The following is a 25,045-nucleotide window of genomic DNA, read 5'->3' as shown; positions in this document are numbered from 1 at the left end:
TTTATTGGGTGCCTTTTTTTCATATAAGAGTAGAGGGTCAAAAGGAGAAGATCGATGAAGCAGAAGGATTACGATAAATTACTGAACGTAAAAACAGAAGGAGACCAAAAGGGTTTTAGTAAGTCGCTGCATTATCACCGTTATGAGGCAACTCCATATCGAGCCCTGGAAGAATTATTTAATAACTATCAATTGAGAATCAGCGACCGCATTGTTGATTTTGGATGCGGGAAAGGGCGGTTAATCTTTTATATCAATCATTTTTTCAATGCAACCGTCACAGGGATCGAAATGAGCGAAAGACTCTATCAGGAAGCTGTTGAAAACAGAATTAATTACTTTAAAAAATATAACAAGCGTCACGATCAAATCCATCTCCATTGTTGCCTAGCGGAAGACTACAGAATCGATCCATCAGACAACCGGTTTTATTTTTTCAATCCGTTTTCGATTCAGGTATTCATGAATATTGTAAACAACATTCTGGTATCAGTAGAAGATTCAGAGCGGGAGGTAGACCTGGTTCTCTATTATCCATCAGAAGATTATATTTATTTCCTGGAAAACGACACCTCTTTTGAATTGAAGGAGGAAGTAATTCTACCGGGTTTATATGAGGATAATGCTAATGAAAGATTTTTAATTTATCGGTTGGCGTATTTAGGGGCTTAAGTATAAACGCAAATTTAACTAAAAAAGGGTGTCCCGCGTGATTCACGGGACACCCTTTGGTTATTTATTGCATCGGTTTTGATGGGGTGGAGATTTCCTCCAACGCTTCTTCCGTTTCGCCGTAAGTATAATTTTATTAAATGTCCTGATACGCCGGATTTATTATCCAAACTTAGGATTTACTTTCCAAACTCAAGATTTATTATCCAAACACCAGAATTACGTTTGCCATAGGACGTAATCGATTTTAGTTGAAGTTCCTTATTTACAGGGGCGCTTGCACTTTTCTTATCCGCTAAATCAGCTCAATGTTTTGCTCTATCACTGTAATCCGCGATACTGCTTTCTACTAGCACCTAATGTGATGCGGACTAAGGTCTTTTGTAAAATCTATTTTTATAGTAGTCGGCATCGCCAGTCCTGTCCTACAAATCATCAATTAGAATATAAGTCGCCTTAATCGGACCATGCACACCCACGACCAAATTCAGCTCGATATCGGCTGAGTTGCTTGGGCCGGTAATGAAGTTGACGCATGATGCCATCTCTCCCTGCAGATGTCTTTCGCGCATGATTTTTGCAGCCTGGGTCATGCGCGGGACTATGGTGCTTTTTGGAACTAAGCAGACAAAGCCTTTAGGGAGGAAGCTGACTGTCCTGCCTTTGTCCTTATCACTGAATAAGACAACGGTACCTGATTCAGCGAGTGTGATTTCACTGATTGTGATCCCGATATTCGCTTTTTCAACCTGCCGGATGTTTTCATGTCCTTTGGTATGGTCCCATTCATAAACGTCAATATTTTGCCGGGGCAAGGTATCTTTTAATAATGGCTCAAGGCCCCAATCAGAAAACCTTTGGTCTTTCCATGTCACAACCGATTCATTGCCATAGTCCGCAACCGTTTTTTCCAGGGTTTCGGGCAAACCTTTTAAATCGGTCATTACAAGACTTGTATGGATCTTTAAACAATGGGTTTTGAGAATTTCAACCAACTCGTCCGCCGTGGCGCCCTTAAGCACTTCTTCTTGGGGCTGGTATTTCCACACAGGTGGTGGAACTGGGGCAGATAAGCGTTCCCGGCCAAGACGGCTTGCAATCTGATTTAGAAATGTGTCTCGGTTTTGAATGGTGCCTTGCATCATTGTTGACCTCCTTTTTCTCTATTTTTAAACCAATCTCGGAATCTCTCTTTATTCGGTGCTGGAAACTCGCGGATTTCGGTCCAGGCTTTTAATGGCCCCGGCCCTTTTGAAATTCGATCCCCGTCTGTAAATGGATTCATCGCTGTCGGCGCAATCTTTGACCCCATCTTGTACAGCATCGGTGACGCGGCACCTAAACCAAATGCTTTCATCGCCAGTTTTTCGGAAATGGGCGCTTTGCCTTCCTTTTCGACAATGACTTGCCGGTGCTTATGAAGCAGCCCGTGCAACGGAATTTTCACCGGGCAGGCATCCGTACATGCCGCACACAGGGTAGATGCGTAAGGTAGTTCTTTATACTCTTCGTATCCTCCCAGCAATGGAGATAATACGGCTCCGATCGGCCCTGAATAGATGGATCCATACGAATGTCCGCCCACATGGCGGTAGACCGGGCAGGCATTTACACAGGCCGCACAACGGATGCATTGCAGGACAGACTGAAACTCACCGCCTAAAATGTTTGAACGCCCATTATCGACGATGACAAGATGGAATTCCTCCGGCCCGTCTACATCCAGTTCTTCACGTGGACCGGTCAGCACGGTAATATAACTCGTTAACTTTTGTCCAACCGCGCTTCTTGTCAGCAAACTGACAAGCACTTCCATTTCTTCAAAGGTTGGAACAATCCGTTCCATTCCCATCACGGTAATTTGCGTTTTCGGCAGGGAGGTAACAAGGTCAGCATTTCCTTCGTTTGTGACAAGACTGAATGAGCCGGTTTCAGCAACGGCAAAATTGCATCCGGTGATCCCGACATCGGCGGTCATGAATTCCTCGCGTAGTTTTTTCCGGGCATGTCCGGCAAGTTCCTCCGGTTTGGAAGTTAGTTGATAGCCCAGTTTCTCTGTGAAAACATCCCGGATTTGCTCTTTGTTTTTATGTAATGCGGGTACTACGATGTGAGAGGGGGGATCATGGTCATCGACCTGGAGGATATATTCCCCGAGATCCGTTTCAATGACTTCACAGCCGGCTTGTTCCAAAGCGGCATTTAACGAAATTTCTTCCGTTACCATTGATTTTGATTTCACAACTTTTTTTGCATCTTTTTTGGCAATGACCTGTCGGATATATTCGTTTGCTTCCTCGCCATTTTGCGCGAAGAATACATGGCCGCCGCGCTTTGCGACATTTTCACTAAGCTGCTCTAAATAATAATCCAAATTGTCTAGAACGTGCTGGCGAATTTCTTCTCCGTGTGAACGCCAGTCTTCCCAGTTCAGTTCAGAGATCACATCATTCCGGCGGGTGCCCATTCGTTCCTGTGCCCCGGCAACAGCTCCGCGCATAAAAGCATCATTGATTCCTTGTTCAACGCGTTCTTTGAAATCGCCTGTCCCGATTTTCATTGTCATAGAGATTTCCTCCATCCTTAAATATTTTTGTGTAATTTATATTCGTTGGTTCAACGGCTGTTTAACACTTCAGCAATATGCAACACTTTGATTGGTTTTCCTGTTCTTTCAATTCGTCCGCCGATGTTCATCATGCATCCGGCATCCGCCCCAATTAAATAATCCGCCCCTGTTTCTTCAACATGCAAGACCTTTTCGTCTACCATTTGCTCGGAAATTTGAGCCATTTTGACTGAGAAAGTCCCCCCGAAGCCGCAGCACTGTTCCTTTCCCGGCAGCATCGTAAATTCTAGGCCTTTTACGTTTTTCAAGAGAGTCATAGGTGCTGCTGTTACACGAAGCAATCTCGTCATATGGCAGGAGGTATGATAGGTAACCTTGCCTTCAAAGTGTGCGCCCACATCTTCAATTTTTAAAACATCGACGATGAATTGGGTAAGCTCGTACGTTTTCTCGGCAAGTTTCTTTGCTCTTGGCTCCCATTCGCTGTCTCCTTTAAAGAGATGCGGATATTCCTTGAACATCGCCGTGCATGATCCAGATGGAGATACAACGTATTCGGCGCTTTCGAATGTTTCAATCATTTTCTTCATGGCTTCCTTGGATTCTTTTACATAACCGCTATTATAAGCGGGCTGTCCACAACATACCTGGGATTCAGGAAAGTCTATTTCGCATCCTAGCCGCTCCAACAGCTCTACCGTTGCTTTTCCAACATCACTTTGGAACATATCTACTAAGCATGTTGCAAAAAGAGTTACTTTCATATCAACCTCTCCTTGATCAATTTCATTTTCATATGGATGTGATGAACTGGTCATCAGATGACTTGGTTAACATTTTAACAAATATTCTAAATAATATTACTATAATCGTAACAAATTTTGAAAGGGGTTACACTCTTTTCTAAAAAAAACACACCTTTTTAAAAAAAGAGGTGGTTTTTGGGTACATCTATTTTGGGGATTTCGCCTGTTTTAAGTATTTTGTAAGGACGCCTTCAACATTTTCAATATGTTCAAGCATGATGGTCCTTGCTTTTTCCGCATCCTGCCGTTTTATAGCATTATAGATGGCGAGATGCTCTTCATAAAGCCTGTCTGTCGTTGTTTGTTTCGAATACAGCCAAAGGCGGCGCGTTTCTTTCATTGTTTCACCCATTAATCCCGAAACATGATTCATCAGGTTGATCAGCAACGGATTTTGTGAACCCTTGGCAATGGCAAAATGAAATTGAAGATCCGCTTTTTCTCCGAGTTCTTCATTTCCGTTAATAAGGCGCATTTCTTCTAAGGCTTCTTCCATGGCCAAAAGCTGTTCGTCTGTTCTTTTTTTTGCTGCCGCGGATGCGGTTCCTGTTTCGAGAATTTTTCTGACCTCTAAAAGGTGGGCGATGTCTTCCTGATTCATTAGAATGGCAGTGGACAATGGGAATGCAATTTGTTCTGTTTCAAATTCGTTAATGTATGTGCCTTCGCCCTGCCTGATTTCAATAAGTCCCATCGCCTTTAAAGACGTTAAGGCTTCCCTTATCGCAGAGCGGCCAACCTGAAAATTTTCGGCGAGTTGCTGGACGGAATCAAGTTTTTGTCCTGGCTTTAATGCTCCAGTCCTGATCATGTCGTAAATGGTCTCAGCGACTTCCTCATATATTTTCTTTGGTTTAATTTTTTTATATTCCAAGCTCAAAGCCTCCACACCAACTTTTTCAAAAACTTACATCCTATTATACATCGTAACTAACAAATTAGTTGAATTATTCGTTTCAATGGAATTCTCATATGTAATAAAAACAGTTCCGACCTATCAAATAAAAAAATATTCAAAAAATTAAATAAATAGTTGTAAATTTTCTGAATCGTCTCTATAATTTTTCGTATACATAGTTAATCACCCAGTCATCAGATGACCTTATCTTTTATTGTAAGCGGTTACTATTTAAAGGGGAGATCCATGAAGGACTTATTCATTCATTTAAAGGGGGAAAATGTATGTCATTTCATCAAAATTTTACAGCGGTAGGGGACAATCTAGCTCTTTCCGCCATTGTCGCTTTGATTCCTATTTTGTATTTTTTCTGGGCGCTGGCCATCAAACGCATGAAAGGTCACATTGCCGGGATCACCACCCTAGGGGTCGCTTTGGTTACCGCCGTCGTGGCGTTTAAAATGCCAACAGGTATGGCAGTTATGTCGGCGACACAGGGTGCCGTTTACGGTATTTTACCGATTGGTTGGATTATTATCACTTCTGTTTTCTTATATAAGCTGACCGTGAAAACCGGGCAATTTGATATTATCCGCAACTCGGTGTTGTCGATCACTGAAGACCGCCGGATCCAGGCATTATTGATCGCGTTTTCGTTCGGGGCTTTTCTTGAAGGAGCAGCCGGATTTGGGGCTCCGGTTGCTATTTCCGCGGCGCTTTTGGTTGGTCTCGGTTTCAATCCGTTATATGCTGCGGGGTTGTGCCTAATCGCTAACACGGCACCTGTTGCTTTCGGAGCCATAGGTATTCCGATCATTGCTGTAGAGGGTCCTACCGGAATCCCGGCAATGGAAATATCGAAAATGGTTGGCCGTCAGCTTCCGTTTCTTTCCGTGTTTATCCCATTTTATTTAATTGTCATCATGGCGGGCTTTAAAAAAGCGTTGGAAGTCATGCCGGCTATTCTTGTTTCAGGCGTTTCATTTGCTGTGACACAGTATCTAGTTTCCAATTTCTTAGGTCCTGAGCTTCCGGATATTCTCTCTGCGCTTGTATCACTTTTCGCGATGGTTATCTTCCTTAAATTTTGGCAGCCGAAAACAATCTACCGTTTTCCGGCCGAACAGGAAATGGCCGCTGCTGTTACTGTGAAAGCTGCAACCGGCAAGGAGAATTATACGGGTGGACAAGTTTTTAAGGCCTGGTCCCCATTCCTTGTGCTTACAGGAGTCATTTCACTGTGGGGAATCCCAACCATTAAACTGGCTCTGACAGGTCATTATGAAGGCACAAACGGGATTCTAAAAGCAATCAACTCGGTCGGACATTCCCTGACATTCGTCCCGGAGGTTCCTTTCCTGAATAATAAAGTCTTTAATTCGGCGGGTGAATCTATTGCTGCTGTTTACAAGCTTGAAATTCTCGGCGCTGCCGGAACGGCTATCCTGATAGCGACCATTATCACCAAGTTCATTGTCGGGATCTCTTGGAAAAATTGGGTGGCCGCAATGGGAGAGACATTAAACGAATTAAAGTATCCAATCCTCACGATCGGATCTGTTGTTGGTTTTGCTTACGTTACCAATGCTTCAGGCATGAGTACCACCCTTGGAATGGGCCTGGCGAAAACTGGAGCTATCCTGTTCCCATTTTTTTCTCCATTCCTTGGCTGGCTTGGTGTTTTCATTACTGGATCAGATACGTCCTCAAATCTTTTGTTCGGGAATTTGCAGAAGATCACGGCAACATCGATCGGCATGGATCCAGTGCTTGCTGTTGCAGCCAACTCATCAGGAGGCGTAGCCGGAAAAATGATTTCCCCTCAATCCATTGCAGTTGCTTGTGCGGCAGTTGGACTAGCGGGCAAAGAATCAGATTTATTCCGTTTCACGATCAAGCACAGCCTTTTCCTTGTCACACTGATAGGAATTATCACGTTCTTGCAGAATACAGTTCTTAGCTGGATGATCCCTTAACGATATATATAAGTTGAACTAAAGATTACGCATTAATAAATTTTTGGCTCATTTAAGCTCCAACGGAATAGGCCGTGGAGAAAGCGAGCTTTCTCTCGGCCTATCCCGTTGGAGCAACCTTTCAGCTTTGCTGAAAGGCATGTGAAACTCTGGTTTCACATGAATGAGCCAAAATTAAATCATTAATTCAACTTATATAGTTGCTGCTATTAAACATGTCCTTGTAAGCACACAAGTCAGCCAGTGTAAATTTGTAAACAGAAATGAGTGAAGGATATTGCTAACAAATGAAGTTAAAGAAAAAATGATCGCTGTCGTGACCATGGAAAACTTCGATGATTCCAAAACAGGACGGCTCGTCTATTCATATGATTCTACACCGAATTACCAAGCTCTTCCGGATGCCGTTGTCAGCCCAAGAAATACGGCGGAGGTAGCGGAAATCGTCAAGATTTGCAATGAGCACCACGTCCCGATTGTGCCGCGGGGATCAGGTACCAACCTTTGCGGCGGTACTTGCCCGCTCGAGGGCGGGATCGTGATGCTGTTTAAGCATATGAACCGAATTCTTGAAATTGATGAAGAAAATTTAACCGCAACCGTCCAGCCCGGGGTCATCACATTTGATGTCATCACAGCTGCCGAAGCTAAAGGCTTATTTTACCCGCCAGATCCCGGTTCCATGAAAATCTCTACGATTGGCGGCAACATTAATGAAAACTCCGGCGGGCTTCGCGGTTTGAAATATGGTGTGACCCGAGACTATGTAATGGGCCTGGAGATTGTCCTTCCGAATGGGGAAATCATCCGTACTGGCGGCAAACTTGCGAAGGATGTAGCAGGCTATGACTTCACCCGTCTTTATGTTGGATCAGAGGGGACACTTGGAGTCATCACGGAGGCAACCTTAAAGCTCATTCCCATTCCCGAGACGAAAAAAACGATGCTTGCTTTATATCAAGATTTGGATTCGGCAGCGAAATCTGTTTCAAAAATCATTGCTAATAAAATAATCCCTGCTACCCTTGAATTTCTCGATCAGCCAACATTGAAGGTAGTGGAAGACTATGCACGCATTGGTTTGCCTACTGAAGCGAAAGCTGTTCTGTTAATCGAGCAGGATGGACCTCCTGAAGTCGTCGAACGCGATATCGCCTTAATCTCAGAAATCTGCAAGCAGGAAAATGCGGTCTCCGTCCAAATTGCCCAGTCTGAAACTGAGGCGGAGGCTTTAAGGACAGCCCGCCGGACCGCTTTGTCCGCCCTTGCCCGCTTAAAGCCGACGACGATTTTAGAGGATGCGACCGTGCCAAGGTCAGAAATCGCAAAAATGGTGAAAGCTATCAATGAAATTGCGGAGAAATATAATTTGGTTATTTGTACATTCGGCCATGCAGGGGATGGAAACCTCCATCCAACATGCCCAACCGATGCCCGGAACCATGAGGAAATGGAACGCGTTGAAAAGGCGTTTGCCGAAATATTCGAAAAAGCGATTGAACTGGGAGGGACGATTACCGGTGAGCACGGTGTGGGCGTCATGAAGGCCCCTTACCTTGAATGGAAGCTTGGGAAAGCAGGAGTAATGGCGATGAAAGCTGTAAAAAACGCCTTGGATCCGAACAATATCATGAACCCTGGTAAGGTATTCGCAGAAGAAAGCAGACAGCGGGTGGTGATCGCAAAATGACAACCTTACAAGAACAGCGAAAGATACAAACCGAATTCAATGCACGCATGGATCAGGATGAATTACTAAATTGTATGCGTTGCGGATTTTGCTTGCCATCCTGCCCAACCTACATTGAATCCGGCTATCAGGAAACACATTCACCGCGCGGCAGAATTGCGTTGATGAAGGCAGTGGTGGATGGCCTTGTCGAACCGGATGAAGATTTTGAAAGGTCTCTGGATCTTTGCCTCGGCTGCCGGGCGTGTGAACCTGTTTGCCCGTCAGGTGTTAATTATGGACATCTGCTCGAGGAAGCAAGGGATATCGTCAACCAGAACAAAAGGCATTCACTGCCGGTAAAAGTGGTAAGAAAGGCTGTATTTAATGGGTTATTTCCACATCAAAACCGGATGCAGAACCTGACAGGCATGCTTGGATTTTACCAGCGTTCAGGTCTGCAGACAGTCGCAAGAAGCACGGGAATGTTGAAACTTCTTCCTGATAATCTGTCTGCCGTGGAAAAAGTCCTACCGAAGGTTCCGACCAGAAAGGAAATGAAAAACCGTCCAGAGCATTTACCTTCTATCGGCAAACAAACAAGCAGGGTGGCTTTCTTCAGCGGTTGCCTGATGGATACCGTTTTCCTTGAAACAAATAATGCAACGATGAAACTCCTGCAGCTTGCGGGCTGTGAAATAGTGATACCAAAGGATCAGGCCTGCTGTGGAGCCCTTCACGGACATAGCGGAGAAAAAGAGAGTGCAAAAGAGCTCGCCAAAAGAAACATAAAAGCGTTCGAAGACTTGGATGTTGATTTCATCATCACGAATGCCGGAGGGTGCGGCGCATTTTTGATTGATTATGACCACTTGCTCAAGGATGACCCTGTATGGAAAGAACGGGCCATCGCTTTCAAAGAAAAAATCAAGGATATTTCGGAAGTGCTCGTGGCCGCTAAATTTCATAAAAAGGTCAACCTCGAACTTCCTCATCAGGTTGTTACCTACCAGGATTCCTGTCATCTAAAGAATGTAATGAAAACATCGTCTGCACCACGGCAACTGCTTCAAGCTATCAAGGGTGTGGAATTCAGGGAAATGGTAAATGCAGACCGCTGCTGTGGTTCTGCCGGAATTTACAATATTATCGAATCGGAAATGTCCATGAAATTACTTGATACCAAGATGGAACTGGCTAAGGCTACTCATGCTGCGGCAATCGCAACAGCGAATCCAGGATGCTTGCTGCAAATGAAGCTTGGCATTGAACGGGAAGGACTTTCATCTACCATGAGAGGGGTCCATATTGTCGACCTGCTATTGGAGGCTGTGAAAGAACCGGCAGTTGTCTAGGTTTTTTTGTCTGTCTGCAGGGATGCTTTAATGATTGTCTACTGTTCGAATTTTCTGTAAAGTAATAAGAAAGGAGTGACTGGAATGAAAGCACAAATTATTCAATCGTTTGGAGATCCTTCCGTGTTTAAGTTAAAAGAGATTTCAAAGCCTGAGGTAAAGCCGGGGCATGTCCTGATCGAAGTGAAGGCAACAAGCGTGAATCCCATTGATACGAAAGTTCGCAGTGGTGCAGTTCCTGCTGTTGCCCCAGAGTTTCCGGCAGTGATACAAGGGGACGTTGCCGGGATTGTTGCCGAATTAGGGGAAGGGGTTACTGGGTTTAAGCCTGGAGATGAAGTATTTGGCTGCGCGGGCGGATTCAAAGGAACCGGCGGTGCACTTGCGGAATTTATGCTGGCAGATGCCCAATTGCTTGCACACAAACCGAAAAATCTGACGATGGAAGAAGCCGCTGCCCTGCCGTTAGTCAGCATCACTGCTTGGGAAGCATTATTCGAAAGAGGAAACCTTAAAGCCGGGCAGGATATACTCGTGCACGCTGCTACCGGCGGAGTAGGGCATATAGCGATCCAACTGGCCAAATGGGCGGGAGCGAATGTGTATACCACTGCCTCTTCCCAGGAGAAGCTAGATATTGCGAAGCGTCTGGGAGCAGATGAGGCTATTAACTACCGGGAAGAAGCCGTTCAGGACTATGTCCAAACATATACGAACGGAAAAGGATTTGAAATCGTGTTTGACACGGTAGGAGGAGAAAACCTTGACCGTTCTTTTGAAGCCGCTGCGATGCATGGAACGGTTCTGGCAATTGCTGCCCGATCGACACATGACCTTTCGCCATTGCATGCAAAGGGACTTTCGCTGCATGTCACTTTTATGTTATTAAAGATTATCAATGCGGACGAGCGAAAAAACCATGGCGAGATTTTGAAGAAGGTTGCTCAGGTAGTTGAGGAAGGGAAGCTTCGCCCGGTTGTTGACTCCACCCATTTTACCTTTGATGAAGTTTCGAAAGCCCATGAATACCTGGAGTCCGGGAAAGCTATAGGTAAAGTTGTTTTAACAAATAATTGGTAGGGATCCAGTTGTGAAAAAGTATATAAATTGCGAAAAAAAGAGTGTTCCAACGCGTTTTGGGACACTCTTTTTTTCATAAATTTATAGCCTTGGCAAACGATCTTTTTTCTTCCCTTTAGTGCGCCTTGGCGGAGAAAACTCCTCAGATGCTTCTGTCTGGAATTGCATCCTCGTTTGATCTCCGGGCTTGTCTCCATTGTCGAGTACAGTGTTGGCGAAATATTTATGAAATACGTATTCAAAGACCGCAAATGTCGCGGATGCGATGAGAGCCGGCACAAACGGGTTGGCAGCATCGGTCAATCTCGCAATCATGACCCATATAACAAACAACGCTAAACCAAAATCAGCAGCTGTAGCAATAGTATTATTCGTCCTCGGCAATATCAACAAATCGCCAATGATATATTCCGCTACAGTGACCACCGTGGCAGTCAATAACACGTTCGTGAAGTTCATGTCGAAAATGATGCCCAGAATAACGTAAAGAATGGCCAAAGTAAATACGAATTTTATAACAATTGACCTCAAATGTTCCATATAACACCCTCCTTCATTACAGGTAGCTTTCCTAATGTGCAGGAGAATATACAGGTATTTTTTTCTGAGACAAAAGGGACACTAATAAAAAATAGCCAGACAGGAGTGCGGAATTGTGAACATTATGCATATGTACTATCTGACATCCATTATGGGAATCGTCACCTTTATCTCCAGCTGTGTCATGCTATATAAAACAGACCAGAAAAATGTGAAAGATAAAAGCAAAGATTAGCTATCGTTGTGATCGGAATGGGACTAATACGCAGTTACTTTTCCCGTAAAATAATAGATAAATTCCGTAAAACTATTGAAGAATTCCGTAATACGCAGGGGCGGTTTCGGGGACATTAAGCGGGGAGGTGATTTCAATGGCAGACAATCGACGAAGCCGGGATGCAGCATGCATTAATCAATCTCTCCAAAACTCGGATTATGCCCCTGGAGTGGACGCTGAGGCAACATGCCGTAACCAGGCTGAAGCCGCAGAGAATCAGGCAGGCTCTTCCGGGAGATTTGGAACCGAATTCGCAAGCGTGGATAACAAAACGAACAGAAAAATATTCTAAAAATATATAGGGCCCGAGATCCGGCAATCGGAGACTCGAGCCCTTTTTCTTCGTTATGCTTCATTCACCGGTACTCGTCACCATCATAATATTCACGATGAGTGTTTTCAAAAATCCCCCGATTCAGCATGGTTGCATCCGAGTCATTAATAATGATCGGACCACGTCCCCTGGACCCTATTTCCGGGTTCTGCTTTCGATTTGCAGAAGAGTTTTCCACATTAACAGCTGCTGTATCCTCGTTCTTTTTTGCATGATCCACGTTAGTGACCTTATCTTTATCTGCCATTAGCGATCCCTCCTTTAATTAACTCTCCTTATTAATTCCCTATGAATTGGGAGCGTTATTACAAGAAAAACTATCCTTATTATTTAAGCAGGTACTTAAAAACAATTCATGAGGTTGGACCTTTCTAACTTTTTTTTAAATATTGCCAAACCTAATCAAAGAAAAAAGTTGATTTTTATCAACACAATAAAAAATGATAAGATGGTAATAAAGTATTTCTAAGGAGTGAAACTATGGCACTTGCCAGTGATCGCTTTGTTTCTTTAGATGAGTATCTTGAAATGCGGGAAAGCAGTGAAGGCTTACTTGAATATATAGATGGAGCCGTATATATGACCCCATCACCTTCGACAAAGCATCAAAGGGTGTCAAACAAGCTTCAGTTCAGATTCGGTATGTTTCTTGAAGGGAAAGACTGTGAAGTATTTAGTGCGCCTTATGATATTGAATTAAAGAAAGATGGAGTGGAGGGCACTAAGATTGTCATACCGGATTTATGCGTGATCTGTGATAAAAGTGGTTTTACTGATGCGAGGTATGTTGGTGTTCCGACTTTAATTGTTGAAATTCTGAGCCCTTCCAATCAGTCCCATGATTTGGTTACGAAGCTGAATTTATATATGGATTATGGAGTGAAAGAGTATTGGATTGTAAACCCCATGCTTCATGCAATAACTGTTTATGCCCTCAACGAAGAGGAAATGTATGAACAACATGATATGAAAATTAACGCCGGGGTTCTTGCATCAAAGGTCTTAGAGGACTTTAGCATTGATTTAGAACATGTTTTTTCAAAATAAAGAAATCCTTTAAAGTAGAAAACCACTCCCTGATAGAGTGGTTTTCTGATTAAATCTTATTCATTTTGCATTTCTTTGACGGCGATTTTATACTTTTCATGCCATTGTTCCCATTCGCCTTTTGGGAATTCCATATAACGGCCCTCCAATAAAGCGGACAGGACATCCAAGCATACATGCCAACCTGATAGATCCTTTGATGTATGATCCGTTAATGTGCTGATAAACTCTTTCAATACAAGCAGGCAGCCATCCGTTTTTGGGTATAACTCAAAGCGGACACGGTCCTTGCCCCATTCATATTCCAACACGGAATACTCTTGGTAATCCAAAATCTTCATATCGATAAATGTCCCGGAACCGTCTTTCATATCAAACCTTATGGTTCCTCCTTTTCGAAGCTCATCTACTTGGAGATTTGACATCCATTTTGCCAGCTTATCATTTTCTGTCAAAGCAGCCCAAACTTTTTCTGCGGAATGTTTTAATGGACGATCATACCGGGCGACATAGCCACCCTCAACTTTCTCTATTACAGCTAACATTTGTTATTCCTCCTCATCTAAAAATTGTTCAAGTGCATCGAGCCTCTCCGACCAGTGCTGACGGTAAGGCTCCAGCCAATTATCAATTTCTTTTAACGGTTCTGCATGCAAATGGTAAATATGCTTTTGCGATTCCTTGCTAGCGGTGACCAACCCAGCTTCACGAAGTATGCGAAGATGCTTAGAAACGCCCGGTTGACTTAATTGAGAATGTTCGACCAGTTCCCCGACAGATCTTGGTCGGGTGCGCAGAAGGTCTATAATGTGTCTCCGGTTTGTTTCCGCTATGATCTCGAATAGGTTTTGATTTTGCATGATAATCACAGTCCTGTTCATTTAATGTATTACCATGCGGTTATATTATCCTCGAGTTATATAATAAGCAAGTTAATCGATTCGGAATGAATAAAGAAGAAAAGTATGAACAATACGCTACGAAAATAGATATTGGAGAACTTACATCAATAATTATAGAGGGACAAAGCATTGATTTAAAGGAGGTTTTCTAATTGAAATGCAGGATGAAAAAGATGAATATTTCACACAATTAAAACCATCCAATTTTAATTAACAATAGTTTCTCCAATTTTGTTAACAAGTATTTATCTACATTTCACTGATGGTCTAAACCATGCAAGGCATAGAGTAAATATCGTAAACTTCTACTCCTAATATCCGGAGTAGTTTTGCTGCAACTGACTTGACTATATACCCCTATAGGTATAATATTGGGGTGTGGAGAACAATAAAGGTGGTGTCTATAATTCTTTTACTTCTAATCCTTTCTTTCTTGCTATTAGCATCGTTTATTTATAAACGTTATTATCCTATAAAAAATATCCCTTGTATGGACAAAGATAATATGCTGAAAAATCATGGCATGACAATACTGGATATTAGGGATTATAACGAACCAACGTCAAACCGGCATTCACTGAATATTCCTTACGCATATTTGGCGCGTTTTTATAAAGAAATTCCACATGGTAAAATACATGTGTTGGCTTCTAATCGACTTGAGTTGAATTTAGGAGTACGTTTTCTAAAAAGAAAAGGCATTAATGTGGCCAGTTACGAGTTAATAGACTGTCCTTGTAAGAAAGAGGTGTTAGATTATGGAGTATGATAAAAATGTAATAAACCGTTTAAAACGGATTGAAGGGCAAGTTAAAGGTGTTATAAGTATGATGGAACAGGGCAAAGACTGTAGGGATATTGTTAATCAATTGTCAGCAGCACGCAATGCCATTGATCGTACAATGGGTGTGATTGTCAGTACCAACCTTGAACAATGTGTAAGGGAGAATGTCGAGAAAGGGGAAGGTACGGAGCATCTTGTTAAAGAAGCAGTTGAGCTGCTAATCAAAAGCAGATGAGAAAAGTTCATCAACTTTGAGGGTTGACGAGCTTTCTCTTTTAACATAATATATACCCATAGGGGTATTGTTATTTCTTCTTTTTTTGATTTATCACATACCCATAGGGGTAATAGTATAATAGGAGGGTCACACAAATGACTGAACAAAAGAAAAAAACAACGATCATCTTATTTAGCGGTGATTATGATAAGGCAATGGCTGCTTACATTATCGCAAATGGAGCGGCTGCTTATGATCACGAAGTTACCATCTTCCATACATTCTGGGGATTAAATGCTTTAAGAAAAGATGAGCATGTATCCTTAAACAAAGGGTTCATTGAGAAAATGTTTGCCAAAATAATGCCTAAAGGTGCCGACAAGATGGGATTATCCAAAATGAACTTTGCCGGAATGGGTCCTAAGATGATCAAGCAGGTGATTAAAAAGCATAATGCGATGACACTGCCCCAGTTAATTGAAATGGCGCAGGAACAGGATGTAAAACTGATAGCATGTACAATGACAATGGATTTACTTGGATTACAGCAAGAGGAATTATTAGATGAAATCGAATATGCCGGAGTGGCAGCTTATCTTGGTGATGCTGAAAAAGGCAACGTAAACTTATTTATTTAAAGATAATGGAGGAAGTTAAACTATGAATCAGATTACCCCAATCGAAGTAGAAGCATTGTTAGAAAATAAGAAACCAATTCATATTGTGGATGTCCGCGAAGTAAAAGAAGTAAAGGCCGGGAAAATTCCAACCGCGATTCACATCCCATTAGGATTGTTAGAATTCCGTATGGATGAACTGGATAAATCAAAGGAATATATTCTAGTATGCCGTTCAGGGGGCAGAAGCGCACAGGCAACAAAGCTTTTGGAAGACCGCGGATATCAAGTCATTAACATGACAGGCGGAATGCTTGCGTGGGAAGGTCCCACCGAATAATTTTTTTGAAAAATAATATACCCCATACGGTATAAAAAAGGGAGAAAAAACATGATTCAAACTAATTCCGTATTAGATGCAAAGGGCTTAGCATGTCCGATGCCAATTATAAAAGCGAAAAAGGCAATGAACGGCATAGAGCAGGGACATGTGTTGGAAGTGCAAGCCACAGACAAAGGCTCGACAGCCGATATGAAAGCATGGGCGGAAAGTATAGGCCATCAATACCTGGGAACAGTCGAAGAGGGTGAAGTGCTTAGGCATTATCTTCGTAAAGCAGGTGGAGAGGAGACTGAAGAAAAGAAGCACCCATCTGTAATTACGAATGAAGACTTACAGCAAAAAATAGTAGAAAAACAGAATATCCTTATTCTTGATGTGCGTGAGTCGGCTGAATTTGCTTTTAATCATATCCCGAACGCTAAGTCCTTCCCATTGGGTGAGTTAGAGAAGCGACAGGGAGAATTAGATAAAGAAACTGAGGTTTTTATCGTATGCCGTTCAGGAAGCCGCAGTGACCTGGCTGCACAAAAACTGACAGCAGCAGGCTTTAAAAAAGTGATTAATGTAGTGCCTGGTATGAGCGAATGGAACGGACCTACAGAAAAGTTAGTAAAATAAATTTTTTAAGTAAATAAATACTCTGGGGGGTATATAAAGTGTCTGTGAATGAAATGACAGCCAAAGAGGTTACAAAGAAGGTGTTGAATAAAGAACAATTATTTATTCTGGATGTTCGCAATGAAAGTGACTTTATTGATTGGAAGATTGAAGGAGCAAATTTTGAATACTTGAATGTACCCTATTTTGATCTCCTTGATGGCGTAGAGGGAATCCTGGATAAAATCCCATCCAATAAAGAAGTATTAGTAGTTTGTGCCAAAGAAGGCTCATCCATTATGGTTGCTGAGATGCTTTCTGATGCAGGACTTGCGGTTTCCTATTTTAAAGGCGGAATGAAAGCGTGGAGTGAATATTTGGAGCCGGTAAAAGTAGGGGACTTAACAAATGGTGGTCATGTGTATCAATTTGTACGGATTGGCAAGGGATGTTTGTCTTATATGATTGTATCGAACGGTGAGGCTGCCATTATCGATGCGACACGCATGACGGATATCTATCTCGATTTCGCAAATCGCATGGGAGTAAAGATTACCCACGTATTTGATACCCATCTCCATGCTGACCACATTTCGGGTGGAAGAAACATTTCTCAAGCAACTAACGCAACTTACTGGCTGCCACCAAAGGATGCAACAGAAGTGACTTTTAAGTACCAGCCATTAGAGCAAGGTACTGTTGTAAATATCGGCCATACAACGATTGAGATTCAAGCAATCTATTCTCCCGGCCATACAATAGGTTCCACTTCTTTTGAAATCGATGGAAAGTACTTGCTTACCGGAGATATCTTGTTTATTGACTCGATTGGAAGACCAGATCTGGCGGGCTTGGCAGAGGACTGGGTCGTGGACTTGAGAGAAACTCTTTATGAAAGGTACAGAGAGCTATCAGACGATTTAATTGTACTTCCGGCTCACTTTATGAATATTGCTGAATTAAATGAGGATGGAACTGTATCAGAGAAACTAGCAAAGTTATTCATTGAAAATCATGGACTCAATATTACGGATGAAGCAGAGTTCAGAAGGGCTGTCACAGGCAACCTGCCCCCACAGCCTAATTCATACCGGGAAATTCGTGAAACAAATATGGGGAAAACTTATCCGGACGAAGAGACGCAACGAGAAATGGAGATCGGTCCAAACCGTTGTGCGGTTCGATAAATAAACTAAAAGGAGATCGTCAATAATGGAAGTTTCGAAAGTATTGGATGTAAAAGGAGTGGCATGCCCTATGCCAATAGTCAAAACAAAGAAAGCTATTACAGAGTTGGAGACAGGCCAAGTTCTAGAAATACATGCGACGGACAAAGGAGCAAGGAGTGATCTTGCTGCATGGGCAAAATCAGGCGGACACGAATTATTGGATTATGCCGAGGAAGGCGAAGTACTGAAATTCTGGATTAAAAAAGGATAATAAACGGAGGAATGGGTATCCGTGATGGATACCTTTTCTCCTTATAAGGAGGAGAAAGTGTGGATGTAGGACTCATCATAACGATTTTCTTAATCGGCTTTATCGGTTCATTTATATCAGGAATGGTAGGTATCGGTGGATCGATTATTAAATATCCAATGCTTTTATACATTCCGCCGTTATTGGGATTTGTGGCTTTTACCCCGCATGAAGTCTCAGGGATAAGCGCCATTCAAGTGTTTTTTGCCGCAATTGCAGGTGTATGGGTATATCGTAAAGATGGGTATTTGAATAAGTCACTCATTCTCTATATGGGCTTAAGTATATTGATTGGAAGCTTTGTCGGCGGTTATGGATCTAGCATTCTGTCAGAAGGTGAAGTAAATCTCGTATATGGAATACTGGCAGCCATTGCATCAGTCATGATGCTTCTCCCGAAAAAAGGAATAGATGAGATACCGCTTGAAGAAGTGAAGTTTAATGGATCGTTAGCAGCCATCCTCGCATTCATTGTCGGTATAGGAGCAGGTATTGTAGGGGCGGCCGGGGCGTTCATTCTTGTCCCAATCATGCTTGTAGTACTAAAGATACCAACAAGAATGACGATAGCCACATCGCTTGCGATTACGCTTATTTCCTCTATCGGGACATCCGTCGGGAAAATTAGTACAGGCCAAGTTCTTTATGTCCCTGCTATCATCATGATTATCGCTAGCTTGTTAGCCTCTCCATTAGGAGCAAAGTTTGGCCAAAAGATCAATACGAAAGCTTTGCAAGGGATTTTGGGTGTTTTAATTTTATCCTCAGCTATTAAAATTTGGTTGGATATGTTTTGATAATCCAAAATCAAAAAACCTCCACTGTCTATATAAAGTGTACCCTTTGTAAAGGACAGTTAAGAAAAGACTAGGCAGTACTAAAAAGATGATCTCTATAGAACTCACTGATTTAACGTAAGAATTATTGGAAAGTATTTCAATCTCTTTTTCTTTAAAAATCTTTTTACTCATTCGATGTCTTCCCAATCCGTTTTTTTCATAATTATACAAAAAGTACCCTATTGTTAGACTTTTTTAAAGTGTCTACTCTATAGGGTACATTTTACAACAGGAGTTGTCTTTTTTAAAAGAACGATTCAGCCTCTCGCTTAAAATACAAAAGCATTTTTGTTTTCTCTGTTTACAATAGACTGCTGGATAGTATTTTGTTGCTCCCCAAATTCCAAAAGCCGTTTTTCCCGCATCATGCTGGTTTCCCTTTGATTCTCACCATTCTTTAAAAATTTCTTCTTCTAAAATAATAAATACTATCCCTATATAGGGATGATAATTTTACTGATGCTTTAAACCGTGCTAATCTAAGAGTAAAAATGGAAATGGATTGATCATATGATGAAAGATAAGAATGCCAAAATCTCGATTAAAGAGCTAAGAGAGCATCTTAAGGGGCACTCAAAGCAAGAACTAACGGACCTTCTGGTTGAAAGCTTCAAGATGAGCAAGGAATTCCAATCATATCTTTCCACTAAAATGAAAGAAGATGATGGAGCACAAGAGCATGCAGATATCATATCATTTGGTGCAGCCAGCAAATGGATGAAAATCCCTCAAGCGGACCGTGATATGTTACTTAATAATGTCTTCTGCGGACATTGCAGCGATGTTGTAACGATTGTGGACTATACGATAGAACCGGATAAATTTGGGATTGTATTGAAGGGTAAATGCAAAAACTGTGGGCATGAGGTTGCGAGACTAGTTGAAATGGAAAGCTAATTTTAACAAAGGGGGACATGCTTCTGAGATTAACCTCACTTATTTTCATAATTATCGGTATTTTAGCTATAAATTTTGTAGATATAATCAAAGAGAACTTTTCAATTGTGTTGCCCTATGACTTTATTTCAACAGCTGTTCTAGTTGGTCTCCTAGTCTATTTTATAACATGGTCTATCGAAAAAATGTTCCCTCAAATTTCTGAGAAAGAAATGTCGTTATCGTCGGGTGTAATGGTTATTGCGCTTGTATTTCACTTCCTCCTTTTCTTATATATATTTTGTAACTCCTCGGTAAGCGGATTTAAAAACTACGCCTCAAGCCCTAGTTCATCTTACATTCACAGTCCCTGGCAGGATTAACAACTATTGTGTATGGTTAAACTTGAAGGGGAAATTATACTTTTTCTTCATTAAATGAAACTCTATTTCCATCCATTCGTATGTGTAGGTATAGAGCTTATGTCAGGAGTCGATATACGATGAAACAGTTTTTTTCATTCCTTGTTACCATATTTTTTTCCATTCCAGCAACCGTCACTTTTTGGCTGGTGACTTATTTTGCTTTTAACCAAACCTTTTTGGTCGCGACAGCGGTTTCCTTAGGTGGCGGAATCGTCATATATATTGGTGTTTCAGCTTATTTGAAGCACCGTTCATTAAAAAAGTTCGGACTGACCAGGAAAGAGTATCGATATATTAAAGGAAATTTAGATGAAGCTAAGCAAAAAATTACCCGGCTGAATAAGGCGCTTGTTTCCATGCGGGATATTTCTTCTATAAAAGATAGAATTGAGTTCGCCCGGATTACGAGAAAAATATACGGTTTGACTAAAAAGGAGCCGAAGCGTTTTTACAAGGCGGAACGTTTTTATTTTACCCATTTGGATTCGGCAGTCGAGCTGGCGGAGAAATATGTTTTTTTATCGGCCCAGCCTAAAAAGGATAAAGAGCTTAAGAAATCTCTTGCCGATACGCGCCGGATGTTGGATAAGATCAAAGATTCGATCGAAGAAGATTTATATCATATCCTTTCTGATGATATTGATCAGCTTCATTTCGAGATGGATGTCGCCAAGCATTCGATCAAAACAGTAAAAGAATCGCAATTACTTAAAGAAGGCAGGAGATAATATGAGCGAAACCAACCCATCCCTGTTAAATAAAACGGGCAGCGCGGATTTAATGGATGATTTATTGTCCAATCCATTCGGAGACAGCGGACAAGCTGCCAACCTACAAATTAAAAAAGAAAAAACGGCTAAACTCATTGATGTCATCCCGGAAGAAAACAGGGCCAAGGCCTACGAGCTTGCGAAACAGATTGACCCGAAAAACCACCAGGCGATGATTTCATATGGCACGCCTGCGCAATCCAAGCTATTGTCTTTCTCGGAAACGATGCTTGAGCATGTCCAAAAGAAGGATATTGGCGAGGTAGGGACAATCATAAGCGAATTAATGAAGAAACTGAACGATGTGAACCCGGACGAGCTGAAGCCGGAGAAGCGGACGTTGATTGGCCGCATGTTTGGCAAGGTAACGGGCTCCGTTCAGGAGGTACTGTCCAAATATCAAAAGACAGGAGCACAGATTGATCGGATCAGCGTAAAGCTCGACGGCAGCAAAAATGTCCTCCTGTCGGATATCGTCATGCTCGATAATCTTTATGAACATAATAAAGAGTATTTTCAGGCGTTGAATGTGTACATTGCAGCTGGCGAAATCAAGCTGGAGGAGCTGCATGGAAAAACGATTCCAGAGCTTCGGAAAGCAGCTGAAGCGACAAATGACCAAATGAAGTTCCAGGAAGTAAACGATATGGTCCAATTCGCCGACCGTTTGGATAAACGCCTGTATGATCTGAAATTAAGTCGGGAGATAACGATCCAAAGCGCTCCGCAAATCCGTCTGATTCAAAATACAAACCAGGCGCTTGTAGAAAAAATTCAATCGTCGATTATGACGGCGATTCCCTTATGGAAGAACCAGGTCGCAATCGCTCTGACACTGATCAGGCAGCGCAATGCAGTCGAAGCGCAAAAGCAAGTATCAAAGACAACAAATGAACTATTGTTGAAAAATGCGGAAATGCTAAAGAGTAATACAATTGAAACGGCGAAAGAAAATGAACGTGGCCTGATCGATATCGAAACGCTCAAGAAAACCCAGGAAAACTTACTTTCCACTCTAGAAGAAACCTTGCGCATCCAGGAAGAAGGCCGGAATAAACGGCGTCAGGCTGAGCTGGAGCTTGGTTCGATGGAAAACGATCTAAGGCAAAAGCTGTTGGAAGTAAAAGGTGGATGACTTTCATGATGATAAACCCCGGGATTTCCACTTTCGCGTAAACATCATTATTTTTGCGCTTAAATCAAGTTAACCTGTATTTTTAAGTTTTAATTTTCTCAGAAAGGCTACTATCCTAATAAAGGGTTAGTGGCCTTTTTCATTTAAAGTTAAAGTTAAGTTCATAAAATTCATGTTAAGTTGCGATAATAAGGCATAATAACGGAATTTTTTCTTAATCGGGAAGGGAGATACAGAATGAGTGAATTTTACAGGCAATCATCAGATGAAGTGATGAGAACCTTGGATGTGTCTAAACAGGGTTTAAGCTCTGATGATGTCCAGAAAAGGCGAGAGCAATACGGTTTCAATGAATTAGAAGAAGCGAAACGCAGAAGTGCGGTACAAGTGTTTTTTGATCAGTTTCGGGACTTCCTGGTTATCATCTTACTTGCTGCAGCGCTGATTTCCGCCTTCTTAGGGAAGTTTGAAAGCACGATTGTTATCCTCATTGTGGTCATGATTAATGCTATTCTCGGTACGGTCCAACATATTAAGGCGGAGCAATCTTTAAACAGCCTGAAGGCCCTTTCTTCACCGACAGCCAAGGTATTACGGAACGGGCAAAGAGCGGAAATCCCTTCAAGGGAAGTTATGGTAGGGGATATTCTCTATCTGGACGCCGGCGATTACGTCAGTGCGGACGGCAGAATTATTGAAAGCCATAGTCTGCAGGTCAATGAAAGCTCCCTGACTGGTGAATCGGTAAGCTCTAACAAGTCCGTTGAACCAATTGACAAAGATGACGTACCGATTGGCGACAGAGTAAATATGGTGTTTTCCGGAAGCTTCGTCACTTACGGAAGAGCAGTTGTTTTAATAACTGGAATTGGCATGAAGACGGAAATCGGGAAAATCGCCAATCTGTTGGAGTCGGCGAAGGAAAAGAAAACGCCTCTGCAGGCAAGTCTGGATGATTTCGGGAAAAAGCTGGCCATCGTCATCATTGTCATCGCTTTGGTTATTTTTGGGCTTGATCTATTTAGAGGACGCGAAATTGTCGACTCCTTTATGTTCGCGGTATCGCTTGCCGTAGCGGCGATCCCGGAAGCACTAAGCTCGATCGTAACGATTGTACTTGCCTTTGGCACGCAGAGAATGGCCAAGCAAAATGCGATTATTCGAAGGCTCCATGCGGTAGAAAGTCTCGGAAGCATTTCCGTCATATGCTCAGATAAAACAGGAACGCTAACACAGAATAAAATGACCGTGCAAAAGGTATTTGTTGATAATAAAGTAGTGGAGCATAATCAGCTGAACCAAGACAGGGAGCTGGAAAAGAATTTTATTTTAATGTCCCTGCTGTGCAATGACTCGATCACCGAAGAAAAGAAGGAAATGGGGGATCCTACGGAAATTGCACTCGTTAATTTCGGGGAAACCTATAAGCTGGATGAGCAGACAGTCAGGGGAGAATATCCAAGAATCGGGGAAATCCCGTTTGATTCTGACAGAAAGCTGATGAGCACGGTTCACAAAATCGACCAAAGGACAGTGATGATCACGAAGGGGGCACTCGATGTCCTCCTCACAAGAATGGTGAAAATCGAAACTTCAGAGGGGGTAATCGACCTTACGGAAGAACATAAAAAAGACATCGAAAAAGCAAATAGGGAATTTTCAAGAAATGGATTGCGGGTTCTCGGGTTCGCCTATAAAGAGGTCGATGATCCTACTATCAGTTTTGAAGATGAAAAGGACTTCATCTTTGTGGGCCTTACGGCGATGATGGACCCTCCAAGAGCAGAGTCGGCAGCGGCCGTAAAGGATTGTATCGAGGCAGGCATCAAGCCGGTCATGATTACAGGTGACCACCGAATTACCGCCAGTGCTATCGCCAAGCAAATCGGGATTCTGAAACATGAATCGGAAGCTGTTGAAGGGATTGAACTGGAAAAGCTCAGCGATGAAGAGCTCCAGAACAAGGTTGAAGATATTTCCGTGTATGCGAGGGTGTCCCCGGAGCATAAGATCAGGATTGTAAGGGCATGGCAGGAAAAAGGAAATGTCGTGGCGATGACGGGGGATGGCGTAAATGACGCCCCGGCCTTAAAACAGGCGGATATCGGAATCGCTATGGGGATAACCGGTACAGAGGTGGCGAAAGACGCTTCATCGATGGTGCTGACCGATGACAATTTCTCCACGATCGTCAAAGCGATTTCCAATGGAAGAAGCATCTACGAGAACATTAAGAACGCAATCAGGTTTCTGTTATCAGGGAACACCGGGGCAATCATCGCGGTACTATACGCGTCATTAGGAGCCTTGCCCGTACCGTTCGCACCTGTGCATTTGTTATTCATCAATTTGCTTACAGACAGTCTACCGGCTATCGCAATCGGCTTGGAGCCGCACAACGAAAACATCATGAAAGAAAAGCCAAGGGATATTAGAACACCGTTGTTAAATGGGCAATTCGCGAGAAGGGTTATTGCAGAAGGTTTATTGATCGCGATTGTCACCCTGGTTGCCTTCCATATCGGATTATCAACTGGAGACGCCGCAATCGCAAGCACAATGGCATTCGCTACTCTTTGTCTCTCAAGATTGCTGCACGGATTCAATGCAAGAGCGAAACATTCCATTTTCAAAATCGGAGTATTCTCCAATAAATATATCTGGTTTGCGGTGATTCTGGGGATTTTGCTATTGCACCTGGTACTCATGTTCGAACCGCTGAAAGGCGTATTTGAAGTGGCAGATCTGAATAGCGCACAATTCTATATGATCTATGGATTGTCGCTCGTGCCGCTTGTGCTGATTCAGATTTATAAATTATTGTTTGTTAGAAGTTAA

The 25,045-nt window shown here is 42.5% G+C and carries 27 protein-coding genes; 19 read left to right on the top strand and 8 right to left on the bottom strand.

The genetic code is table 11. The features are described from left to right. The first annotated feature begins 54 nt into the window (after nucleotides 1-54). Entirely contained in the window at nucleotides 55-672 is a 618-nt protein-coding gene (locus tag LQ216_RS08235; protein ID WP_230128721.1) for a methyltransferase, read from the top strand. Nucleotides 673-1,097: 425 nt separating this feature from the next. Here LQ216_RS08235 and LQ216_RS08230 read toward each other — a convergent pair whose 3' ends face one another. The 4 genes from LQ216_RS08230 to LQ216_RS08215 all read right to left on the bottom strand — a co-directional run bounded on the left by LQ216_RS08230 (nucleotide 1,098) and on the right by LQ216_RS08215 (nucleotide 4,921). Then, the gene (locus tag LQ216_RS08230; protein WP_290369249.1) at nucleotides 1,098-1,814 is read right to left on the bottom strand and encodes a lactate utilization protein C; all 717 of its coding nucleotides are present in this window, start codon (nucleotides 1,812-1,814) and stop codon (nucleotides 1,098-1,100) included. Beyond that, nucleotides 1,814-3,238 carry a LutB/LldF family L-lactate oxidation iron-sulfur protein gene (locus tag LQ216_RS08225; RefSeq protein WP_230128717.1) on the bottom strand — a complete coding sequence of 475 codons (1,425 nt, stop codon included), beginning with the start codon at nucleotides 3,236-3,238 and terminating at the stop codon, nucleotides 1,814-1,816. The genes LQ216_RS08230 and LQ216_RS08225 overlap by 1 nt, the downstream gene beginning before the upstream one ends. A 50-nt stretch (nucleotides 3,239-3,288) precedes the next feature. After that, the gene (locus tag LQ216_RS08220) at nucleotides 3,289-4,005 is read right to left on the bottom strand and encodes a (Fe-S)-binding protein (protein WP_230128715.1); all 717 of its coding nucleotides are present in this window, start codon (nucleotides 4,003-4,005) and stop codon (nucleotides 3,289-3,291) included. 187 nt (nucleotides 4,006-4,192) lie between these two features. Beyond that, entirely contained in the window at nucleotides 4,193-4,921 is a 729-nt protein-coding gene (locus tag LQ216_RS08215) for a FadR/GntR family transcriptional regulator (protein WP_290369247.1), read from the bottom strand. 308 nt (nucleotides 4,922-5,229) lie between these two features. Here LQ216_RS08215 and LQ216_RS08210 point away from each other — a divergent pair, with 308 nt between their 5' ends. The 4 genes from LQ216_RS08210 (at nucleotide 5,230) to LQ216_RS08195 (ending at nucleotide 11,025) form a co-directional block, all read left to right on the top strand. Continuing rightward, a complete protein-coding gene (locus tag LQ216_RS08210; RefSeq protein ID WP_230128713.1) occupies nucleotides 5,230-6,921 on the top strand; it encodes an L-lactate permease in 1,692 nt (563 codons plus the stop codon). Between the two features lie 277 nt (nucleotides 6,922-7,198). Further along, entirely contained in the window at nucleotides 7,199-8,611 is a 1,413-nt protein-coding gene (gene glcD, locus LQ216_RS08205) for a glycolate oxidase subunit GlcD (RefSeq protein WP_230128711.1), read from the top strand. Then, a complete protein-coding gene (locus LQ216_RS08200) occupies nucleotides 8,608-9,945 on the top strand; it encodes a (Fe-S)-binding protein (protein WP_230128709.1) in 1,338 nt (445 codons plus the stop codon). Before glcD ends, LQ216_RS08200 begins: the two co-directional genes overlap by 4 nt. Nucleotides 9,946-10,029: 84 nt before the next feature. Next, nucleotides 10,030-11,025 (top strand): zinc-dependent alcohol dehydrogenase family protein, encoded by a 996-nt coding sequence (locus tag LQ216_RS08195; RefSeq protein WP_230128708.1) that lies wholly within the window; start codon nucleotides 10,030-10,032, stop codon nucleotides 11,023-11,025. An 81-nt stretch (nucleotides 11,026-11,106) separates the two neighbouring features. On the opposite strand, the gene LQ216_RS08190 is transcribed toward LQ216_RS08195, so the two are convergent. Continuing rightward, nucleotides 11,107-11,565, bottom strand: coding sequence for a YndM family protein (locus LQ216_RS08190; protein WP_230128706.1), 459 nt, complete (start codon nucleotides 11,563-11,565; stop codon nucleotides 11,107-11,109). Between the two features lie 371 nt (nucleotides 11,566-11,936). On the opposite strand from LQ216_RS08190, the gene LQ216_RS08185 reads away from it, so the two are divergent. Further along, nucleotides 11,937-12,134, top strand: a complete 198-nt coding sequence (locus tag LQ216_RS08185; RefSeq protein ID WP_230128704.1) for a hypothetical protein — start codon at nucleotides 11,937-11,939, stop codon at nucleotides 12,132-12,134. A 64-nt stretch (nucleotides 12,135-12,198) separates the two neighbouring features. On the opposite strand, the gene LQ216_RS08180 is transcribed toward LQ216_RS08185, so the two are convergent. Continuing rightward, nucleotides 12,199-12,423 (bottom strand): hypothetical protein, encoded by a 225-nt coding sequence (locus LQ216_RS08180; RefSeq protein WP_230128702.1) that lies wholly within the window; start codon nucleotides 12,421-12,423, stop codon nucleotides 12,199-12,201. A gap of 233 nt (nucleotides 12,424-12,656) precedes the next feature. Between LQ216_RS08180 and LQ216_RS08175 the strand changes: the two genes are divergently transcribed. Next, on the top strand, nucleotides 12,657-13,223 hold the full coding sequence (locus LQ216_RS08175; RefSeq protein WP_230128700.1) for a Uma2 family endonuclease: 567 nt from the start codon (nucleotides 12,657-12,659) through the stop codon (nucleotides 13,221-13,223). A gap of 56 nt (nucleotides 13,224-13,279) precedes the next feature. Here the strand turns inward: LQ216_RS08175 and LQ216_RS08170 are convergent, their stop codons facing one another. Together LQ216_RS08170 and LQ216_RS08165 are read right to left on the bottom strand one after the other, a co-directional pair. Continuing rightward, complete coding sequence (locus tag LQ216_RS08170; protein ID WP_230128698.1) at nucleotides 13,280-13,768, bottom strand: SRPBCC family protein; 489 nt, start codon at nucleotides 13,766-13,768, stop codon at nucleotides 13,280-13,282. A 3-nt stretch (nucleotides 13,769-13,771) separates the two neighbouring features. After that, nucleotides 13,772-14,083, bottom strand: coding sequence for a metalloregulator ArsR/SmtB family transcription factor (locus LQ216_RS08165; protein ID WP_230128696.1), 312 nt, complete (start codon nucleotides 14,081-14,083; stop codon nucleotides 13,772-13,774). A gap of 445 nt (nucleotides 14,084-14,528) precedes the next feature. Here LQ216_RS08165 and LQ216_RS08160 point away from each other — a divergent pair, with 445 nt between their 5' ends. From LQ216_RS08160 to LQ216_RS08105, 12 genes are all read left to right on the top strand, one after another. Further along, nucleotides 14,529-14,894 (top strand): sulfurtransferase, encoded by a 366-nt coding sequence (locus tag LQ216_RS08160; protein ID WP_230128828.1) that lies wholly within the window; start codon nucleotides 14,529-14,531, stop codon nucleotides 14,892-14,894. Beyond that, nucleotides 14,884-15,144 carry a metal-sensitive transcriptional regulator gene (locus LQ216_RS08155; protein WP_230128695.1) on the top strand — a complete coding sequence of 87 codons (261 nt, stop codon included), beginning with the start codon at nucleotides 14,884-14,886 and terminating at the stop codon, nucleotides 15,142-15,144. Before LQ216_RS08160 ends, LQ216_RS08155 begins: the two co-directional genes overlap by 11 nt. Before the next feature lie 137 nt (nucleotides 15,145-15,281). Next, complete coding sequence (locus tag LQ216_RS08150) at nucleotides 15,282-15,764, top strand: DsrE/DsrF/DrsH-like family protein (protein ID WP_230128693.1); 483 nt, start codon at nucleotides 15,282-15,284, stop codon at nucleotides 15,762-15,764. Nucleotides 15,765-15,786: 22 nt separating this feature from the next. Further along, nucleotides 15,787-16,083: a rhodanese-like domain-containing protein gene (locus LQ216_RS08145; RefSeq protein ID WP_230128691.1), complete on the top strand. Its 297-nt coding sequence runs from the start codon at nucleotides 15,787-15,789 to the stop codon at nucleotides 16,081-16,083. Between the two features lie 51 nt (nucleotides 16,084-16,134). Then, nucleotides 16,135-16,704 (top strand): sulfurtransferase TusA family protein, encoded by a 570-nt coding sequence (locus tag LQ216_RS08140; RefSeq protein ID WP_230128689.1) that lies wholly within the window; start codon nucleotides 16,135-16,137, stop codon nucleotides 16,702-16,704. Between the two features lie 53 nt (nucleotides 16,705-16,757). Then, nucleotides 16,758-17,870, top strand: coding sequence for an MBL fold metallo-hydrolase (locus tag LQ216_RS08135; protein WP_230128826.1), 1,113 nt, complete (start codon nucleotides 16,758-16,760; stop codon nucleotides 17,868-17,870). 25 nt (nucleotides 17,871-17,895) lie between these two features. Then, entirely contained in the window at nucleotides 17,896-18,123 is a 228-nt protein-coding gene (locus LQ216_RS08130; RefSeq protein WP_230128687.1) for a sulfurtransferase TusA family protein, read from the top strand. A gap of 59 nt (nucleotides 18,124-18,182) precedes the next feature. Continuing rightward, the gene (locus tag LQ216_RS08125) at nucleotides 18,183-18,959 is read left to right on the top strand and encodes a sulfite exporter TauE/SafE family protein (RefSeq protein ID WP_230128685.1); all 777 of its coding nucleotides are present in this window, start codon (nucleotides 18,183-18,185) and stop codon (nucleotides 18,957-18,959) included. A 552-nt stretch (nucleotides 18,960-19,511) separates the two neighbouring features. Next, nucleotides 19,512-19,898, top strand: a complete 387-nt coding sequence (locus tag LQ216_RS08120) for a hypothetical protein (protein WP_230128683.1) — start codon at nucleotides 19,512-19,514, stop codon at nucleotides 19,896-19,898. 481 nt (nucleotides 19,899-20,379) lie between these two features. Next, entirely contained in the window at nucleotides 20,380-21,030 is a 651-nt protein-coding gene (locus LQ216_RS08115; RefSeq protein ID WP_230128681.1) for a 5-bromo-4-chloroindolyl phosphate hydrolysis family protein, read from the top strand. Nucleotide 21,031: 1 nt separating this feature from the next. Next, a complete protein-coding gene (locus LQ216_RS08110) occupies nucleotides 21,032-22,207 on the top strand; it encodes a toxic anion resistance protein (RefSeq protein ID WP_230128679.1) in 1,176 nt (391 codons plus the stop codon). A gap of 237 nt (nucleotides 22,208-22,444) precedes the next feature. Then, the gene (locus LQ216_RS08105) at nucleotides 22,445-25,045 is read left to right on the top strand and encodes a calcium-translocating P-type ATPase, PMCA-type (RefSeq protein WP_230128677.1); all 2,601 of its coding nucleotides are present in this window, start codon (nucleotides 22,445-22,447) and stop codon (nucleotides 25,043-25,045) included.

The sequence above is a fragment of the Bacillus sp. CECT 9360 genome (assembly GCF_918741275.1).
Lineage (GTDB): Bacteria > Bacillota > Bacilli > Bacillales > DSM-1321 > Peribacillus.
This window is presented reverse-complemented; position numbering and strand designations above follow the sequence as displayed.

Coding starts and splice junctions, on each gene's coding strand:
- LQ216_RS08235 (WP_230128721.1), top strand. CDS start 55: ATGAAGCAGAAGGATTACGATAAATTACTGAACGTAAAAACAGAAGGA.
- LQ216_RS08230 (WP_290369249.1), bottom strand. CDS start 1,814: ATGCAAGGCACCATTCAAAACCGAGACACATTTCTAAATCAGATTGCA.
- LQ216_RS08225 (WP_230128717.1), bottom strand. CDS start 3,238: ATGACAATGAAAATCGGGACAGGCGATTTCAAAGAACGCGTTGAACAA.
- LQ216_RS08220 (WP_230128715.1), bottom strand. CDS start 4,005: ATGAAAGTAACTCTTTTTGCAACATGCTTAGTAGATATGTTCCAAAGT.
- LQ216_RS08210 (WP_230128713.1), top strand. CDS start 5,230: ATGTCATTTCATCAAAATTTTACAGCGGTAGGGGACAATCTAGCTCTT.
- LQ216_RS08200 (WP_230128709.1), top strand. CDS start 8,608: ATGACAACCTTACAAGAACAGCGAAAGATACAAACCGAATTCAATGCA.
- LQ216_RS08195 (WP_230128708.1), top strand. CDS start 10,030: ATGAAAGCACAAATTATTCAATCGTTTGGAGATCCTTCCGTGTTTAAG.
- LQ216_RS08190 (WP_230128706.1), bottom strand. CDS start 11,565: ATGGAACATTTGAGGTCAATTGTTATAAAATTCGTATTTACTTTGGCC.
- LQ216_RS08185 (WP_230128704.1), top strand. CDS start 11,937: ATGGCAGACAATCGACGAAGCCGGGATGCAGCATGCATTAATCAATCT.
- LQ216_RS08180 (WP_230128702.1), bottom strand. CDS start 12,423: ATGGCAGATAAAGATAAGGTCACTAACGTGGATCATGCAAAAAAGAAC.
- LQ216_RS08175 (WP_230128700.1), top strand. CDS start 12,657: ATGGCACTTGCCAGTGATCGCTTTGTTTCTTTAGATGAGTATCTTGAA.
- LQ216_RS08170 (WP_230128698.1), bottom strand. CDS start 13,768: ATGTTAGCTGTAATAGAGAAAGTTGAGGGTGGCTATGTCGCCCGGTAT.
- LQ216_RS08165 (WP_230128696.1), bottom strand. CDS start 14,083: ATGCAAAATCAAAACCTATTCGAGATCATAGCGGAAACAAACCGGAGA.
- LQ216_RS08155 (WP_230128695.1), top strand. CDS start 14,884: ATGGAGTATGATAAAAATGTAATAAACCGTTTAAAACGGATTGAAGGG.
- LQ216_RS08150 (WP_230128693.1), top strand. CDS start 15,282: ATGACTGAACAAAAGAAAAAAACAACGATCATCTTATTTAGCGGTGAT.
- LQ216_RS08145 (WP_230128691.1), top strand. CDS start 15,787: ATGAATCAGATTACCCCAATCGAAGTAGAAGCATTGTTAGAAAATAAG.
- LQ216_RS08140 (WP_230128689.1), top strand. CDS start 16,135: ATGATTCAAACTAATTCCGTATTAGATGCAAAGGGCTTAGCATGTCCG.
- LQ216_RS08135 (WP_230128826.1), top strand. CDS start 16,758: ATGACAGCCAAAGAGGTTACAAAGAAGGTGTTGAATAAAGAACAATTA.
- LQ216_RS08130 (WP_230128687.1), top strand. CDS start 17,896: ATGGAAGTTTCGAAAGTATTGGATGTAAAAGGAGTGGCATGCCCTATG.
- LQ216_RS08120 (WP_230128683.1), top strand. CDS start 19,512: ATGATGAAAGATAAGAATGCCAAAATCTCGATTAAAGAGCTAAGAGAG.
- LQ216_RS08115 (WP_230128681.1), top strand. CDS start 20,380: ATGAAACAGTTTTTTTCATTCCTTGTTACCATATTTTTTTCCATTCCA.
- LQ216_RS08110 (WP_230128679.1), top strand. CDS start 21,032: ATGAGCGAAACCAACCCATCCCTGTTAAATAAAACGGGCAGCGCGGAT.
- LQ216_RS08105 (WP_230128677.1), top strand. CDS start 22,445: ATGAGTGAATTTTACAGGCAATCATCAGATGAAGTGATGAGAACCTTG.